The 17,826-nt window shown below is 73.5% G+C and carries 7 protein-coding genes; 4 read left to right on the top strand and 3 right to left on the bottom strand.

The window, feature by feature from the left end; translation table 11 throughout:
• The 3 genes from OG381_RS19670 to OG381_RS19660 form a co-directional block, all read right to left on the bottom strand.
• Complete coding sequence (locus OG381_RS19670; protein WP_327717384.1) at positions 1-6,885, bottom strand: MupA/Atu3671 family FMN-dependent luciferase-like monooxygenase; 6,885 nt, start codon at positions 6,883-6,885, stop codon at positions 1-3.
• Positions 6,882-10,709, bottom strand: a complete 3,828-nt coding sequence (locus OG381_RS19665) for a beta-ketoacyl synthase N-terminal-like domain-containing protein (protein WP_327722509.1) — start codon at positions 10,707-10,709, stop codon at positions 6,882-6,884. Before OG381_RS19665 ends, OG381_RS19670 begins: the two co-directional genes overlap by 4 nt.
• Positions 10,710-10,805: 96 nt before the next feature.
• Positions 10,806-12,125 (bottom strand): MFS transporter, encoded by a 1,320-nt coding sequence (locus OG381_RS19660; RefSeq protein WP_327717383.1) that lies wholly within the window; start codon positions 12,123-12,125, stop codon positions 10,806-10,808.
• A 232-nt stretch (positions 12,126-12,357) separates the two neighbouring features.
• Here OG381_RS19660 and OG381_RS19655 point away from each other — a divergent pair, with 232 nt between their 5' ends.
• The 4 genes from OG381_RS19655 (at position 12,358) to OG381_RS19640 (ending at position 17,810) form a co-directional block, all read left to right on the top strand.
• Positions 12,358-13,278, top strand: coding sequence for a LuxR C-terminal-related transcriptional regulator (locus OG381_RS19655; RefSeq protein ID WP_327717382.1), 921 nt, complete (start codon positions 12,358-12,360; stop codon positions 13,276-13,278).
• Positions 13,279-13,439: 161 nt separating this feature from the next.
• Entirely contained in the window at positions 13,440-15,230 is a 1,791-nt protein-coding gene (locus OG381_RS19650; protein WP_307030046.1) for a DEAD/DEAH box helicase, read from the top strand.
• A 352-nt stretch (positions 15,231-15,582) separates the two neighbouring features.
• Positions 15,583-16,224 carry an IclR family transcriptional regulator gene (locus OG381_RS19645; RefSeq protein ID WP_046259016.1) on the top strand — a complete coding sequence of 214 codons (642 nt, stop codon included), beginning with the start codon at positions 15,583-15,585 and terminating at the stop codon, positions 16,222-16,224.
• 794 nt (positions 16,225-17,018) lie between these two features.
• Complete coding sequence (locus OG381_RS19640) at positions 17,019-17,810, top strand: YlbL family protein (protein WP_327717381.1); 792 nt, start codon at positions 17,019-17,021, stop codon at positions 17,808-17,810.
• The last annotated feature ends 16 nt before the right edge of the window (positions 17,811-17,826 follow it).

Below are 17,826 nucleotides of genomic sequence, written 5' to 3'. Positions count from 1 at the left end.
TTATGCCTCTCCGGAGGTGGTGGGGGCGAGCAACTCGCCGACCGTACGGCCGGGTTCGGCGCACAGGTCGTCGAGGGCGGACAGGTAGGAGCCGAGGATCCGCTCCGCCGACTTCCTGTCCCACAGGTCCGCCGAGTATTCGACATACGCCCGGTAGCCCAGCGCCGGATCGCGCCGCGGCGTCAGCCCGAACGTCAGCTCCGTGCGCGCCGCCGGCGGCGCCACGTCGTCCACCTCCACCCCGAGTCCGGGGATCTCGATCTCCACGTCGTCGGTGTTCTGGAAGACCAGCAGACACGACACCACCTCGGGCACCTCGCGTACGCCCGCCTCCCGCAGCGCCTGCCACACCTCGGCCGTCGGCAGCACGTTCGCCATGGCGGCCAGCGTCTCCGCGCCGGTGCGGGCGACCAGTTCGGCGCAGGTCTCCTCGGGCTCGACCCGTATCCGGACCGGCATGTTCGTGGAGACCAGCGACACCAGCGTCTCGGTGTCGCTGCCGTCCCGGTTGGCGTACGGCACCCCCACCAGCAGGTCCCGCACGCCGGAGAGCCGGGCCACGGTGACGCCGAGCGCGGCGGCCGCCACGGCGAACGGCGTCACCCGGTGCGCCGCGGCGAACCTCTCCACCCTGCCCCGCAGTTCGGCCGGGGCGTGGGCGCGGACGGTGTCGCCGTCGCCGCTGAGGTGTCCGGAGCGGGGCCGGTCCGTGGGCACCTCCAGACGGGTGGGTACGCCGGTGAGGTGGTCGACGAAGTGCGCGGCCCGCCGGGTCCGTTCGGTCCCGCCCCGGCGTGCGAGCTGACGGCGGGCGTGGTCGGCGGGCTGGGCCGAGGGCGGGGGCAGGGCGGGGGCGGTGCCGGTCGCGGCGGCGGTGTAGAGGGCGGCCAGCTCGCCGAGGAGTACGCCGTGGGACCAGCCGTCGGTGCAGATGTGGTGCACCACGAACATCAGCACCCACTCGTCCGGCGCGACCCGCAGCAGCCGCAGCCGGGGAAGGGCCGGGCGGGTCAGGTCGAAGGGCTCGTCGGCCGCCGCCCGGCAGGCCTGGTCCGCGCGCTGCGCGGCCCGTTCGGCGGGGAGCCGGCTGTAGTCCACGATCCGCAGCGGCGGCGGGGCGACGTCCACGACCTCCTGCCACCAGGCGCCCTCACCGTCCTGGGCGTATCGGGTGCGCAGTGAGTGGTGGCGCCGCACCAGTTCGGTCAGGGCCGTGCGCAGGGCGTCCGTGTCGACGGGGCCGGTGAGGCGGATGCGCGTCGGCACGTTGTAGACCTGCGGCCGGGGCAGGGCGGGCTGGGCGGCCAGCATCCGGGCCTGCTGGTCGGTGACGGGGGCACGGTCCACGACGTCCTCGGCGACGCCGGTGACTTCGGCGGTCCCGCTCCCCGTCAGCGACCGGATCAGCGCGCCGAGGGTCGGTTCGGCGAAGAAGTCCGCCAGCGAGAACTCGACGCCGAGGGCGTCCCGGACCCGGTTGTGCAACCGGATCGCGGCGATCGAACTGCCGCCCAGGTCGAAGAAGTCGGCGGTGTCGGAGACGTCGTCGGTACCGAGGACGGAGGACCACAGGGTTCGCAGGGTTTCGGTCTCGCGCGGGTCGGATGCTTCCGGTTGGCTCGCTGCCGGGGCGGCGGCGGTTTTGGTGTCCGCCACCGTCACGGCCCGACCGTCCGCCATGGCCTCCAGCACCCGGTCCAGGTCGGCCAGCAGCCCCCGTACGGTCGACGCGTCGTACAGATCGGCGTCGTAGCGGATCCGCAGCCGCAGTCCGTCGCGGGTGTCCAGGGTCGCCAACGCCAGTTCCAGCGGGGCCGATTCGGTGCCGCCGGGGATCTGTTCCGTGGTGAGTCCGGGCAGCCGGAGCCGGGACAGGGGTGCGCTGTCCAGATCCGCCGACACCGTCACCAGCGGGCGCGGATGACCCGGGTCGGGGTTGACGGCGGCCAACAGGGCGTCCACGTCGACGTGTTGGTGCGCGTCGGCGGCGAACAGGGCATCCCGCGTGGCCCGTACGGCGTCCCGCAGGCCGGTCGTGTCGGTGAGCGACGCCTTCAGCGGGAGTACGGCGACATGGAAGCCGACGGTGTGCTCGGTGCCGGGGCGGCGCCTCCCGAAGGTGGATCCGACCACGAACTCGTCCTGCCCGGACCGTTCCCGCAGCCCGAGCTGCCAGGCGGTGAGCAACGTCGAGAACAGCGTCACACCCTGCCGCCCGCTCCACTCCCGCAACCGCCCGGCCCGACCCGCACCCCAGAAAACCTCCTCGGCCGCCCCCCGCCCGGCGACCCGCCGCCCACGCGGCCGGTCCGTGGGCAGGGCGGGGGCGGGAGGCAGGGGGTCGAGATACCCGAGCCACCAGTCCAGGTCGGCGGGGTCATAGCCGGTCGACGGTCCGTCCGGGGTGGTGGGGTGGGGGCCGGGCTGTGGTTCGTCCGGGTGGGGAGGGGTGTGAGCGGCCCGGGGACCGGTCGGGGTGGTGACGGTGGGTGTGACGGACGCCGGTTCTCGGTGCTCCGAGGCCGGTAGGTGTGGCTGGTCCGGGGTGGTGGGGTGGTGGCCGGGCTGTGGTTTGTGCGGGTGGGCAGGGGCGTGGGCGGACCGTGGCCCGATCGGGGCGGTTCCGGTGGGTGTGGCGGACGCCGGTTCATCCAGGTGGGCAGGGCCGTGAGCGGTCCGCGGCTCGTCCAGGGTGGTTCCCGCCGGTGCCGCGAACACCGGGGCCCGGTCCTCCACCGACGCGCGGTACAGCTCCTCCAGGTCCGCGGCGAGCAGCCCCGCCGAGTGGGCGTCCGTGATGATGTGGTGCAGGCCGAGGACCAGTACGTGGTCGTCCGCCGCGAGGCGCAGCAGCCGGGGTGTGAACAGGGGGCCCTCGGCGAGGTCGTACGGCCGTCCGCTCTCCTCCCGCAGAACGGCGGCCACCGCCTCCAGCCCGTCGACGTCGGTGACCGTCAACTCCGGTCGGAGGTCGGGCCGTATGACCTGCTCGACCGTGTCGCCCGCCGCGCGAAAGACCGTCCGCAGACCCGCGTGCCGCTCGACAAGCCCCGACACGGCCGTGCGCAGCGCCCGCTCGGAAAGGGGGCCGCGCAGCCGCACGGCCTGGATCTCGTTGTACGCGGCCGGATCGGCGATCAGCCGCGCGGCGAGCCAGAGCCGACGCTGTGCGTCGGTCGCGGGGCCCCGCCGGACCGTGGCCAGCGGGCCACCGCCCAGAGGCCCACCAGGGCCATCGGTGGAGCCCCGGCGGTGCGCACTCGCGGAGTCACGGCCGACCACGTCCACTGTGCACCCGCCTGGCGGCACAGCCACAGCCGTGCCTGCCCCCGGGGGCATTGAGTCCGCCGCGTCCACGCCTGGCGGCACAGCCTTGTCGGTGCTCCGGCTCGGCGGCAAAGCTTCCACTGTGCCTGCGCCTGGCAGGACTGCCTCTGCCGTCCTCACGTCTGGCGGCACTGTCTTGTCCGTGCTTCGGCTCGGCGGCAAAGCCTCCAGCGTGCGCCGGCCCGGCAGGACTGCCTCTCCCGCCCTCACGTCTGGCGGCACCGACTCCGTCGTGCCCGCGCTCGGTGGCACAGCCTTCTGCGCGCTCCGGACCGGCTGCACCGCTTCCTCCACCGTGCCCGCGTCCGGCAGGACTGCCTCTCCCGCCCTCACGTCTGGCGGCACCGACTCCGTCGTGCCCGCGCTCGGTGGCACAGCCTTCTGCGCGCTCCGGACCGGCTGCACCGCTTCCTCCACCGTGCCCGCGTCCGGCAGGACTGCCTCTCCCGCCCTCACGTCTGGCGGCACCGACTCCGTCGTGCCCGCGCTCGGTGGCACAGCCTTCTGCGCGCTCCGGACCGGCTGCACCGCTTCCTCCACCGTGCCCGCGTCCGGCAGGACTGCCTCTCCCGCCCCCACGTCTGGCGGCACCGTCACCGCCGCGCCAGCGCCCGGCGGCACAGCCTCCACCGTGCCCGTGCCCGTGCCCGTGTCCGGTAGGACTGCCTCTGCCGTCCTCACGTCTGGCGGTACCGCCACCGTCGTACCCGCGCTCGATGGCACAGCCTTGTCGGTGCCGCGGCTCGGCGGCATAGCTTCCACTGTGTCCGCGTCCGGCAGGACAGCCCCTCCCGCCCTCCGGCCCGGCGGCACCGCCACCGCCGCGCTTGCGCTCGGTGGCACAGCCTTCTGCGCGCTCCGGCCCGGCGGCACCGCCTCCTCCGCCCCCGCGCCCGGCGGCACTGTCTCCTCCCCCCTCGTGCCCGGCGCCACCGCCCCCTCCGCCCCCGCGCCCCCCGGCACCGCCCCCAACATCCGTCGCCGCAACGTGTCCAAATGATCCAGGCCCGCCCGCATCCGGTCCGTCGGCATGCCGAAGTCCACCAGGGCGGCGATTTCGTCGACGCCGGCCTCGTGCAGGGTTTGCACCAGGGGGGCGCAGCTGTCGGGGGTGCCGATGAGGGCGCGTTCGTCGCAGTAGCGGTCGTAGGCGCGGCGGAAGAGGTAGTCGAGGTCGTCCTCGCTCGCCGTCGCCACGTCCTCGGGCCCGGCGCCCACCGCGCTCGCCGCCGAGCGCATCTGGAGGGAGGAACGCAGATAGCGGCTCATCGGCTCCAGCGCCTCCGCGCGGGCCGAAGCGTGGTCCGTGCCGAGGTAGGTGTGGAGCAGGACGGTGACCCGGCCGGTGTCGGGGTCGAGGCCGTGCTGTTCGCGGGCCTTGCGGAAGTGGCGGATGTTGTCGGCGAGTTCGGCGACGGTCTGCCCCATCAGGTTGGTGACGATCCCGAGTCCGCGCCGCCCGGCCTCCTCGTACGAGGCACGCCGCCCGGAGGTGGCGAGGAACATCGGTGGCAGCTCCTGGACCGGACGGGGATGGATCCTCACGTCGACGGGCTCGCCCTCGCCGGTGACGCGCCGTACCGCACCGCCGCGCCACAGCGTCGTCACGTCCTCGAGGTGGGCGAAGGCGATCTCCTTGCGGCGCTCGAAACGGTCCGGATGGAGTGCGAAGTCCTGGGCGTGCCAGCCGGTGGCGCAGCCGAGGCCGACCCGGCCGCCGGAGAGGTTGTCGACGACCGACCACTCCTCCGCGACCCGCACTGGATCGTGCAGCGGCAGTACGACCGACCCGGCGTTGAGCCGGATCCGGCTGGTCTCGCGGGCCAGCGAGGCGGCCAGGACCGCCGGGTTGGGGAAGAGCCCGCCGAAGGAGTGGAAGTGCCGCTCGGGCAGCCACAGGGAGCTGAAGCCGCGTTCGTCGGCGAAGCGGGCGGTGTCGACGAGCCGTTCGTAGGCGGAGGTGCTGTCGGCGTCGGGGTAGTCGCCGAAGAAGTACACCCCGAAGTCGGGCCGTCTGGGGCGGTGTTCGGCCCGTGCCCGGGCGGCGGTGCGCCGGGTCGTCGGGAAGAAGCCCGCGTCCCGCAGCTCCCGCAGGGACCCCTTCACCGCGTCCGCGACCCGCTCGGTGTCGGTGTCGGTGTGGGCGGTGGAGAGATAGAAGCTGCGCCACTCCCAGACGTAGATGCCGCGCAACAGCAGGTGCTGGTAGAGCAGTTCCATGTCCGCGCGGTGGACGAAACGGAACATCGACCCGAAGTGGGCGAGTTCCAGGGGGAATTCCTCGTCGGTGAAGAACCGGTTGAGGTCGTCGGCGAGGGCGTCCGTGCGGGCGTTGAGCCGCTCCTGGAGTCCGGGCCCCTCGGCGGCGAGATGGGTGAGGACCGCCTTGGCCGCCGCCATGGACAGCGGGTGCTGAAGGTAGGTCCCGCCGAAGAAGGTGGTCTCGGCGGTGGGGCGGCTCTCGTCGCCGTACCGCCAGAATCCGCCGTCGACGCCGTCCATGATGTCGGCCCGCCCCGCGATCGCCCCGACGGGGAAGCCGCTGCCGAGCGCCTTTCCGTAGGTGGCGAGGTCGGGCACGACCCCGAAGTGGTGCTGGGCGCCGCGCGGATGCGGGCGCAGGCCGGTGAGCATCTCGTCGAAGAGCAGCACGATGCCGCGCCGCCGGGTCAGCTCGCGTAGCTCGCGCAGGAAGGCGACCGGGCGCAGAGCGGGGTTGCGGCACTGCACGGGCTCGACGAGGACCGCGGCGACACGGTCGCCGAGCGCGTCGATGGTGGTGAGGGCCTCCTGGCTGCCGTACTCCAGGACGATCAGCTCCGCGACGGCGCTGTCGGGGATGCCGCGGGAGACGGGGACGGCGCCGTCGCCCGGTCCGGGGCGGCCGAGCACGGTGTCGATGTGACCGTGGTAGGAGCCGCGGAACATGACGATCCGGTCGCGTCCGGTGGCGGCGCGGGCGAGCCGGATCGCGGCGGAGTTGGCCTCGGTGCCGGAGGCCGCGAACGCGACGCGTTCCATACCGGTGAACTCGGCGAGCAACTGGGCGACCTCACCCGCCTCGACCGGACGCGGACCGAACCGCAGCCCGCCGTCCAGGTGTGCGCGCACGGCCTCGGTCACACAATCCGGCTCATGGCCGAGGAGCAGGGACCCGAAACCCATCGTGATGTCGGTGTACGTGTTCCCGTCGACGTCCGTCAGGTGCGCGCCGCGTGCGTCACGGGCCGCGAGCGGGTACAGCGTCTCCTTCGTCGAACGCCGGAACCCGACCACGGCCCGGCTGTCCGCGAGCACCGAACGCCGTGACTGCGCCAGCTCCTTGGAGGTCCGGGTGCGTTCCGAGAGCCGCCGGGCGAGGCCCGCGGCGTGCGTGCGCTGGGTGTCGGTGGCGCCCGCGCCGGCCATGCCGGAGTCGTGGGGGAGGGTGACGCGGGGGCCGTGGACGGCGGGTGCCGGGGGTGCGGGATCCGCTGCGGCCTGCCGTGCCCGTGCGAGCTGCTCGTCCAGTCGGCGGGACAGTGCCGCGGCCCGGTCCGCCGCCGTGCCCGGGCTCATCGGGTGGCCCGCTCGGCGGTGAGCAGGGCGACGGCCTCGGAGAGCTGGGTGATCAACGATGCCTGCGTCTCGGCCAGCAGGTCGATCTGCCGCCGCAGTTCGGCGACTTCGCCGCGACTGGCGTACTCGGCGGGCCCGGGTGCCTGGGGTGTCTCGGGTGCCTGGGGTGCCGCCTTCCGTGGCTCCGGTGTCTGCCGTACGTCGATGATCTCGGCCCGTGGCTCCGGCGCCGGCCGTGCCACGCGCTCCGCGATGAGCCGCGCCGTCAACTCCGGCGACCCCGCGTCCTCCAGCAGCTCCCGCACGGCCAGCCGTACCCCGAACTCGCCCTCCAACTGCCGCAGCATGCCGATCAGTTGCAGGGAGTCCGCGCCCAGCCCCACGTAGGTCTCCCCGGCGCGCAGCCCGTCCTGGTCGTATCCCAGGTGCTGCGCGGTCAGTTCGAGTACACGCTTGAGTACAGCCTGGTCGGTCACGTCGTTCTCCCCATCGGGTTCTCTCGCGGGTTCGTGCGCGGGTACGGCCGTGGTGGGCGGCGGTGGTGGGCCGATCCAGTACGACCGGTGCTCAAAGGGGTAGGTGGGCAGCGGGATACGCCGGCCCCCGCACCCTTCGAGCAGGGCGGCCCAGTCGAGGGGCGCCCCGGCGCAGTGCAGCCGGGCCGCGGCCCGCCACACCTCGTCCGGGGTGCCGCCCGTGGGCACGCAGAGGGTGTCCGGGACCGCCCGCCGGGCCAGCCGGGTCAGGGTGGCGTCCGGACCGAGTTCCAGCAGGGCGTCCACGGGGGCCAGGGTGCGCAGTACGGCGTGGAAGTCGGCGGTGTGCCGGGCCTGGCGGACGAGGTGGCCGGCGTCGGGCAGCCAGCCCGGGGGATGGACGGCACCGTCCAGACCACTGACGAACTCGATCTCCACGGGCCGCAGTTCGGCCTTCTCGGCGGCCGCGCGCAGCTCGTCGAGGACCGGGTCGAGGAGAGCGCTGTGGAAGGCGCGGTCCACGGGAAGCGGTACGCCGGTCAGGCCCTGCTCGGTCAGTCGGCGGTGCGCTTCGGCGACGGCGTCGGGCGGGCCGGCCAGCACCTGGTGCTCGGGCCCGTTGGACACGGCGAGCTCCACGCGCCCTACCTCGGCGGCGAGTTCCCGGACCCGGTCCCGCTCGGCGAAGACGGCGAGCATCGCGCCGGGCGCCGTGTCCTGCATCAGCCGGCCGCGCCGGCACAGCAGCCGCATGCCGTCCGCCAGGGACAGCGCCCCGGCGGCACACAGCGCCGCGTACTCCCCGACACTGTGCCCGGCGACCGACCCGGGCCGCACTCCCCAGCTCCGCCAGAGCCGGAGCTGGGCGACCTGCAGGGCGAAGATCGCGGGTTGCGCGAAGGCGGTGTCCCAGGGGGTGGGGGGTGCGGAGATCGGACCGCGGGTTCGGGCGGCCCGGTGAGGGTCTTCGGCCACCGGGCCGGGACGACCGGGACGCCGCGCCTCTTCCGCGCCCGAGTCGGTGGGACCGCCTTGGCCTGGCCCGGCGGGGGTCCTCGATCCGGCGGAGGCGCTGGGTTCGTCGGCGGTGTCCGGCCGGTCGGCGGTGCTCGGCCCGGCGGAGACGATCGGGCGGTCGGCGGTGCTCAGTGGGTCGGAGCTGACCGGTCCGTGAGCGATAAGCGACGCGTCGGCGGCCCGGGTGCCCTCGCGCCCGCTCGACGGCCTCCCCGCGTCGGTGATCCGGGCGAGGAAGTCCTTCTGGCCCGTCTCCTCGTCGTAGACCCGCGCGCACTCCCGCAGCACCTCGGCGACGACCGGGAAGCGGGCGGCGAGCGCGGCGGCCATGCCGGGGCCGCCGGCGCCCTGGCCGCTGAAGAGGAAGGCTGGGGAGACGGACCGGTCGACCGTCCCGGTGAAGGCGCCTGGCACGTCGGCGCGGATGGTGGGGGAGAGGGGCTGGTCGGCGGTTGCGGTGAAGGCGCCTGGCACGTCGGCGCGGATGGCGGGGGCGGCGGTCCGGTCGGCCGTCCCGTTCAGGGCGCCCTGCGTTTCGGCGAGGAACGCGTCCAGTCCCTCGACGAAGGGCGCGGTGACGACCAGCCGGTGGGGCAGATGGCGCCGGCCGAGCGCGGTCGTCGTCAGCAGATCGGCGGGGGCGAGATCCGGGCGCCGGACCAACTCGTCCCGGAAGGCCCGCGCATACGCGGCCAGCGCCTCCGGCGTCCGCGCCGACAGCGGCAGCAGCGCGGGCACGTCCCGCCCACCGCGAACCTCTTCCGCGCCCCGCCCGGACCCACCTTCTGGCGCGCTCCCGGACTCGTCTCCCGGCATGCCCGTGGCCACGTCTCCCGGCACTTCCGTGGCCACGTCTCGCGGCACTTCCGTGGCCACGTCTCGCGGCACTTCCGTGGCCACGCCTCCCGGCACCCCCGCGCCCACGCCTCCCCGCATGCCCCGGGCCACGCCTCCCGCCCCGCCTCCGGACAAGGCCCCCGGCGCCCTCCCCGACGCGCCTCCGGACAAGACCCCCGGCGCCCTCCCCGACGCGCCCCCGGACACACGCCCCGGCTCCCTCCCCGGTGCCTCCTCCACGATCACGTGGGCGTTCGTCCCGCCCATGCCGATGGAGTGCACCCCGGCCCGCCGGATTCCGGTGTTCGGCCACGGTGTCGCCCGGGTCGGTACGACGAACGGGCTGGTTTCCAGGGCGAGGAGGGGATTGGCGCGGGTGAAGTTCACCAGGGGCGGTATCACCCCGTGCCGTAGCACCAGGATCGCCTTGATCAGCCCCGCCAGACCCGCCGCGCTGTCGAGGTGGCCGATCGCGGGCTTGGTGGAGCCCAGCGCGCAGAAGCCCGTGCCGTCCGTGTGGGCTCGGAACGCCTCGGTGAGCGCGGCGAACTCGATCGGGTCGCCCTTGAACGTGCCGGTGCCGTGCGCCTCCAGATAGCCGAGGGAGTCGGCCCGTACGCCCGCCCGCGTCAGCGCGCCGAGTACCGCGTCCCGCTGGCCGGCGACGCCGGGCGCGGCGAACCCCCCTTTGCCGTCACCGTCGTTGGTGACGGCGGAGCCGAGGATGACGGCGTGCACGGTGTCGCCGTCGGCCAGCGCCCGGGCCAGCGGCTTCAGCAGGACCGCCGCGACCCCGTTGCCGCCGACCGTGCCGTCGGCGTCCGCGTCGAAGGCCCGTACCGTGCCGCTCCGGGAGATCGTGGAGCCCTTGACGTGCCGGTGCCCGGTGATCTGCGGGAAGTGCAGGGCCGCCGAAGCCACCAGCATCAGCTCGGCATCGCCCGCCAGCAGCGCCTGGCAGGCCAGATGGACCGAGACGAGGGCGCTGGAGCAGGCGGTGGCGACATTGACCGCGGGGCCGCGCAGCCCGAGGCGGAAGGCGGCCCGGTTGGCGGCGAAGTCGGGATAGTTGCCGACCTGGGCCTGCTTCTGGGCGATCCAGTCGTCGCCCGGCACGTCGGCGAGGTTGTTGGCGAGATAGCTGTGCAGCGAGTACAGCCGGTAGCCGACGCTGCCGTACACCCCGATACGGGCGTCGGAGCCGGCGTAGCCGCCGTCCTCCAGGGCGTGGTGGCAGCACTCCAGGAGCAGCCGCTGCTGCGGGTCGGTCACCTCCGCCTCGCGCCCGGTCATCCCGAAGAACGCGGCGTCGAAGCCGCCGACCCCGTCCAGCAGCGCACTGGCGCCGACGAGGTCCGGGTCGTCGAGGAGGTCCTCGGAGGCTCCCGCGGACCGTAACTCGGCCCGGCTGAACCGTCGTACGTGTGAGACGCCCGCCTCGATGTCACGCCAGTACTGCTCGGCGGTCCCCGCTCCCGGGAACCTCAGCGCCATCCCGATGACCGCCACGCGTCGGTCGTCCGGCACCCTTCTCCCCCTTCTGCTCCGGCTCGATGGTTCGACCTCGGCGGTTCGACGTCCGGGTCCGCCTCACACCTCCGCGCGTGCCTCCGCCCCCGTGCCCTTGCCCTCCGCCGCGGTGCCGGCCGGTGCCGTCGAACGGCGGCGCAGCACCAGGGCCACGAAGAGCACGGCGATCACGATGGCCACACCGTGTGCGACCGCGACGACCGACAGCGGCGAGAACACGTCGAGCGCGGCGCCGACCGCGATCATCCCGGCGCCGAAGCCGAAGCTCTCCACGGTCGCCGACAGCCCGAAGGCCGGGGTGCGCAGGCGCTCCGGCAGGGCTTGCAGATGCTGGGTGTAGGACACCTCGGTCAGTCCGTCGGCGGCCCCCGCGACGAGTGCGATCAGCACGGTCGCGGTCCAGGGCAGCCCGGCGAAGGCGAGGATGAAGGCGCCGGACATCACGATGGTGCCGAGCCCGAAGCCCAGGGCGCCCAGGGCCTGTTCCGAGCGCCGCGGCAGGCGCTGGATCACCTGCTGGGCCACGATGTTGCCGAACGCCCACACACACCAGAACACGCTGACGAACGTGGCCGGGCTGTCGGTGTCCAGTTCCGTCGAGTACACGGGCAGCGCCGCGTTGTGGGAGGACGAGCCGAGCGCGTCGACGCCCCGCAGCAGCACCATCAGGCCGAGCACGGGCGCGCCGGCCAGGACCGCCACCGCGGCGGGCAGCCGGCGGCGCTTCTTCCCGGCCCCGGCCGCACTCGCCGGCTCCGCCGCGTCCGCCGCCTCCTCCTCGGCGTCCGTCTTCTGCCGCCGGGTGACGGGCAGTTGGGCCACCGCCACCGCGCACACCAGGAACGTGGCCATGTCCAGCAGGAAGGCCGCTGTGTAGCCGAGCAGGGAGACGACCACACCGGCCGACGCGAACCCGGCCACCATCGCCAGCGAACGCCCGCTCACCATCAGCGAGTTGGCCCAGGTGCGGCGCTCCTCGGCCACCATCTCCGGGATGACCGAGCCGCGCAGCGCGACCAGGAAGACCGTGCCGGTGATCCCGCCCACCGCCGAGACCACGAACAGCACCGGGGTCCGCAGTGTGTCGGGCGCCGCCACCAGGACCGCCAGCACCGCCGCCTGCACCACGTTCACCCAGAACATGACGGACCGCGCCGACCACCGGGCCAGGATCGGCGCGGCCAGCAGCCCCGCGACGATCCCCGCGGCGAGCCGTACGGCCATGAAGGCGCCGACGGCGAGCGCGCGGTCGGTGACGGCGTAGACGTACAGATTGAGCGCGACGACGTTGAGATAACTGCCGTACGACGACAGGGCGTAGCCCGCGACCAGGACGCGGTACCGGCGTTCCCGCACCGAGGCCGTGACGGGTTCCGGCATGCTCGACTTCCTTCGCGGACGGCAACAGGGCGAGGTGCGGGCAGGGCGGCCGCAGGGGCGGAACCCGTCGAACAGAACCTGTCGAACACTAGTCAGATGGTGCGGAGTTCGGCCCGTGGGACCAGGGCGCACGAATGTAATCTGCACACTTGTGAAGCGTGATCATTTCGACCCACGCACGTGTGATTGCCAGGAAACGCGTCCGACCCGCCCTTGCCCGCGAGCGCTGGAGGTGTACCGCACCGCGCTGCGCGAGGGACGGGTGCCGGCCGACGAGGTGCCGCGCTGTCTGACGGAGCTCGGACTCGTCGTCGCCGACGCGGACCTGCCCGGTTGGTGTCTGCCGGTGGCGCCGGACGCCGCGCGGTTCGCCGTGCTGTCCACGATGGAGGACCGGCTGGCCGAGCAGCGCCGGGCGCTGCGGTCGGCGTCCGCACGGCTCACCGCCTTTGAGTCGCTGTACGCGCGCGAGCAGCGCTCGGCCCTGCCCGCCCTGGTCCGGCTGACCGAGAAGGCGGTGATCAGCGCGGCCCTGGAGGCGGCGGTGGGGGACTGCCGGCACGAGCTGCTCACCGCCCAGCCGGGCGGCGGCCGCGCGGAGGCGACCCTGCGCGAGGCGCTCGGCCGGGATCTGCGGGCGCTGCGGCGCGGGGTCCGCCAGCGCACGCTGTACCAGCACACCGTGCACGCGCACCGGCCGACCATGGCGTACATCGAGCGGGTCACCGAGGCGGGGGCCGAGGTGCGCACCCTGGCCGAGGTCGTCGAACGGCTGATCGTCTGTGACCGCTCGGTCGCCTTCGTGGCGCTGTCGCGGGACAGCGCGGACGGCGCCCTGCAGATCCGGGAGCCCGCCCTGGTCCGCTACCTGGCCCGCGTCTTCGAGCAGACCTGGGAACGCTCCACCCCCGTGCACCCGGCGGACCCCGCCGAGCGCCGCAATCCCGCCGTCGTCTCCGACCTCCAGCAGACGATCCTGCGGGCGGTCGTCGCCGGCGAGACCGACGACTCCATCGCCCGCCGCCTCGGCATGAGCCGCCGAAGCGTGGCGGAGCACATCAGGAAGGTGTCCTTACGGCTGGGCAGCGGGAGCAGGGCCCAGCTCGGGTACCTGGTGGCCACGTCGGGTCTGCTGGAGGACGACGGCCGGTGACGGTGCGCGGGGTGCCTGTGTGACCTCGGTCCCACCCACGGGGGACCCGGGCCTGTCCGCACGTTGACCCCGCCGGGCCGCCGGTAGGGTGGCCCGGTTGTCATACGTAGCCGACCCGTCCGCACCCGCCAGCCGAGCCGCTCGACCCCTGTACGGAGACCGTGACTACCACCGCCGCCTCCTCCCACCACCTCTCTCCCGCCTTCCCCGGCCGCGCCCCCTGGGGCACCGCCAGCAAGCTGCGCGCCTGGCAGCAGGGTGCGATGGAGAAGTACGTCCAGGAGCAGCCGCGCGACTTCCTCGCCGTCGCCACCCCCGGCGCCGGCAAGACCACCTTCGCGCTGACCCTCGCCTCCTGGCTGCTGCACCACCACGTCGTGCAGCAGGTGACCGTGGTCGCGCCGACCGAGCACCTGAAGAAGCAGTGGGCGGAAGCGGCCGCGCGGATAGGGATCAAGCTGGACCCGGAGTACAGCGCGGGCCCGCTCGGCAAGGACTACCACGGGGTCGCCGTGACGTACGCCGGTGTCGGCGTGCGGCCCATGCTGCACCGCAACCGCGTCGAGCAGCGCAAGACGCTCGTCATCCTCGACGAGATCCACCACGCCGGTGACTCCAAGTCCTGGGGCGAGGCGTGCCTGGAGGCCTTCGAGCCGGCCACCCGCCGGCTCGCGCTCACCGGCACGCCCTTCCGCTCGGACACCAACCCCATCCCCTTCGTGACGTACGAGGAGGACAACGCCGGCATCCGGCGGTCCGCCGCCGACTACACCTACGGCTACGGCAACGCGCTCGCCGACCACGTCGTGCGGCCGGTCATCTTCCTGAGCTACAGCGGCAACATGCGCTGGCGCACCAAGGCGGGCGACGAGATCGCCGCCCGGCTCGGCGAGCCCATGACCAAGGACGCGATCAGCCAGGCCTGGCGTACGGCGCTGGATCCGCGCGGCGAGTGGATGCCGAGCGTGCTGCGCGCCGCCGACCAGCGGCTCACCGAGGTCCGCAAGGCCATCCCGGACGCCGGTGCCCTCGTCATCGCCTCCGACCAGGACTCCGCCCGCGCCTACGCCAAGCTGATCCGGGAGATCACCGGGAGCAAGGCGACCCTCGTGCTCTCCGACGAGGCCGCCGCGTCCAAGCGCATCGACGACTTCAGCGCGAGCAACGACCGCTGGATGGTCGCCGTCCGCATGGTGTCCGAAGGTGTCGACGTCCCGCGGCTGGCGGTGGGCGTCTACGCCACCACCATCTCCACACCCCTCTTCTTCGCCCAGGCCGTCGGCCGCTTCGTGCGTTCCCGGCGCCGCGGCGAGACCGCCTCCGTCTTCCTGCCGACCGTCCCCGACCTGCTCACCTTCGCCAACGAGATGGAGGTGGAACGGGACCACGCCCTCGACAAGCCGAAGAAGGAGGGCGAGGAGGACCCGTACGCCGAGTCCGAGAAGGAGATGGAGGAGGCGAACAAGGAGCAGGACGAGGACACCGGCGAGCAGGAGCAGTTCTCCTTCGAGGCGCTGGAGTCCGAGGCCGTCTTCGACCGGGTGCTGTACGACGGCGCCGAGTTCGGCATGCAGGCCCACCCCGGCAGCGAGGAGGAGCAGGACTACCTCGGTATCCCCGGGCTCCTCGAACCCGACCAGGTGCAGCTGCTGCTCCAGAAGCGGCAGGCCCGGCAGATCGCGCACAGCCGCAAGAAGCCGGACTCCGAGGCGGACCTGCTCGAACTGCCCGCCGAGCGCCGGCCCGTCGTCTCGCACAAGGAGATGATGGAGCTCCGCAAGCAGCTCAACACCATGGTCAGCGCGTACGTCCACCAGAGCGGCAAGCCGCACGGCGTCATCCACACCGAGCTGCGGCGGGTGTGCGGGGGACCGCCGAGCGCCGAGGCGACGGCCGGGCAGCTGCGGCAGCGGATCGCCAAGGTGCAGGAGTGGGCGACCCGGATGAAGTGACCCCGGGCCCGGTGGGGTGACCCCGGGCACGGCGAGGGCACACACCGGGCACGGCGGGGCGTGCTTCGGCCATCGCGCGCTGTACGTATCTGGACAAACCGGAGTCCTCCGTACCTGCCACTGCCCGGATTCTGGACGGAGCCTTCCGCTCAGCGAACCGGCATCGCTACAGTCCCGCTACGCACACGCCCCGTGGCAGCGCCGCCGCGGAGCGCAGCCGTGAAGCGACGCGGTCCGGAAACCGCTCCGGGCCGCCGGCCGATCGGCGGCCTCTGAAGCGCGTCACCGACGGGACTCGTTGACGCATTCCCGCGACAGGGCCGCCGACCTCACCACTGGAGGAGTGGGCGTCGTGACCGCGGAGACCTCTCAGACGCTCGACCGAGGACTACGTGTCCTCAAGCTGTTGGCCGATACGGACCACGGGCTGACCGTCACCGAGCTATCCAACAAACTGGGCGTCAACCGGACCGTGGTGTACCGGTTGCTCGCCACGCTGGAACAACATGCCCTCGTCCGCCGTGACCTGGGCGGACGTGCCCGGGTCGGGCTCGGAGTGCTGCGCCTTGGCCGTCAGGTGCACCCACTCGTGCGCGAGGCGGCACTGCCGGCCCTGCGCTCCCTGGCCGAGGACATAGGAGCCACCGCCCATCTCACCCTGGTCGACGGGGCGGAGGCGCTCGCCGTCGCCGTGGTCGAGCCGACGTGGACGGACTACCACGTGGCGTACCGGGCCGGATTCCGTCACCCACTGGACCGCGGGGCCGCGGGCCGAGCCATCCTCTCCGCCCGCACCCAGCCGCTCCGGGACCCCGGGTACACCCTGACCCACGGGGAACTGGAGGCGGGCGCGAGCGGCGCCGCCGCACCACTGCTCGGCGTCACGGGCGTCGAGGGCAGCGTCGGAGTCGTGATGCTGGCCGACGCGGTGCCGGAACGCGTGGGGCCACGGGTCGTGGACGCGGCGAAGGAGGTCGCGGAGGCATTGCGCTGACCGTTCACCGGATCAGCCGGCCATGACGGCGGCGCGGACGACGGGGGTTGGCCGGCTCACGCCGCTCGGCGTGGGCACCACCTCGGCACGCGTTCAGCGTCGCGGTCGGCATGGATGTCCGCGTCGCGGTCGGAATGGGCGTTGATTCGCTGACGGAGGCGCTGCGAGCTTCGCCCGCCCCGGGGAGGATCCGCATTCCGGCTGCCGACTGATCAGCGTCGACCACGTCGTCCAGGACCAACAGGCGGCGCCCCCGGGCGGCTGGTGCACGGTGTCGCGCCGGGCGGCCACGGAGCACGGCCGCGGGCAGACGGTGAGGGTGCGCGGCACCGTGTGCGGGACCCGCGCTGTGGGCAGTGGAGGCCCCGTCTTGTCGCGCAGGGCGGCCACGGAGCACGGCCGCGGGCAGACGGTGAGGGTGCGCGGCACCGTGTGCAGGTCTCCGCGCTGCGGGCAGTGGATGCCCTGTCTCGTCGCGCAGGGCGGCCACGGAGCACGGCCGCGGGCAGACGGCGAGGGTGCGCGGCACCGTGTGCAGGTCTCCGCGCTGCGGGCAGTGGATGCCCTGTCTCGTCGCGCAGGGCGGCCACGGGGCGCGGCTGCCGGTAGACGGTGAGGGCGCGCGGCACCGCGTGCAGGTCCCCGCGCTGCGGGCAGTGGATGCCCTGTCTCGTCGCGCCGGGCGGTCAGGACCCACCCCGTCGGGGAACAGCTCTGCCACGGGGTGCGCCGCGCTCACCGCGGGCGCGGTCCCGGGACCCGGCCGGAAGTGGTCGTCGCGTTAGATTGATCCCGTGCTCTCTCGCCTCACACGCCCCCAGGCCGTAACCGTCTGTGCCCTGCCCGTCGTGGCCCTGCTCGCCACGGCGGCCTTCGCACCGCTGCCGTTCTCGCTGGCACAGCCCGGTATGACGGCGAACGTCCTCGGCGAGAACAAGGGCACCCCGGTGATCACGATCTCGGGCGCGCCGACCCGGGACACCAGCGGACAGCTCCGGATGACGACCATCGAGGCGACGAATCCGGACACCCGGGTCTCGCTCGGCGATGTGCTCGACGCGTGGTTCGACACGGACCGGGCGGTCATGCCGCGCGACTCGGTCTATCCGAGCGGGCAGTCCACCAAGGAGATCGAGCGGCACAACACCGCGCAGATGAAGGAGTCCCAGGACGCGGCGACGCAGGCGGCGCTGAACTACCTGGACCTGAAGGACGACGACATCAAGGTCTCGCTGAAGCTGGCGGACGTCGGCGGCCCCAGCGCGGGCCTGCTGTTCTCCCTGGGCATCGTCGACAAGCTGGACGGCGACGGCAGCGGCGGCGACCTCACCGGTGGCCGCACCATCGCCGGGACCGGCACGATCGAGGCGGACGGCACGGTGGGCGCGGTCGGGGGCGTGCCCCTGAAGACGCAGGCCGCGAGGCGGGACGGGGCGACGGTGTTCCTGGTCCCCGAGGACGAGTGCTCGGACGCGGAGGCGGAGCTGCCGAAGGGGCTGCGGCTCGTTCCGGTGACCACGCTGAAGGGCGCGATCAGCGCGCTGGTGGCGCTGGAGACGGGGAAGGGCTCCGTGCCGAGCTGCTAGAGCCCGTCCGGCGGCC

Origin of the sequence: Streptomyces sp. NBC_00490 (assembly GCF_036013645.1) — a bacterium.
Lineage (GTDB): Bacteria > Actinomycetota > Actinomycetes > Streptomycetales > Streptomycetaceae > Streptomyces > Streptomyces canus_F.
Note: the sequence above shows the minus strand (reverse complement) of the source record. Positions and strands in the feature narration are given on the sequence as shown.

What these genes read in the sequence shown, in the direction of transcription:
- OG381_RS19665 (WP_327722509.1), bottom strand. Translation starts at nt 10,709, where the DNA reads ATGGCGCTGAGGTTCCCGGGAGCGGGGACCGCCGAGCAGTACTGGCGT.
- OG381_RS19660 (WP_327717383.1), bottom strand. Translation starts at nt 12,125, where the DNA reads ATGCCGGAACCCGTCACGGCCTCGGTGCGGGAACGCCGGTACCGCGTC.
- OG381_RS19670 (WP_327717384.1), bottom strand. Translation starts at nt 6,885, where the DNA reads ATGAGCCCGGGCACGGCGGCGGACCGGGCCGCGGCACTGTCCCGCCGA.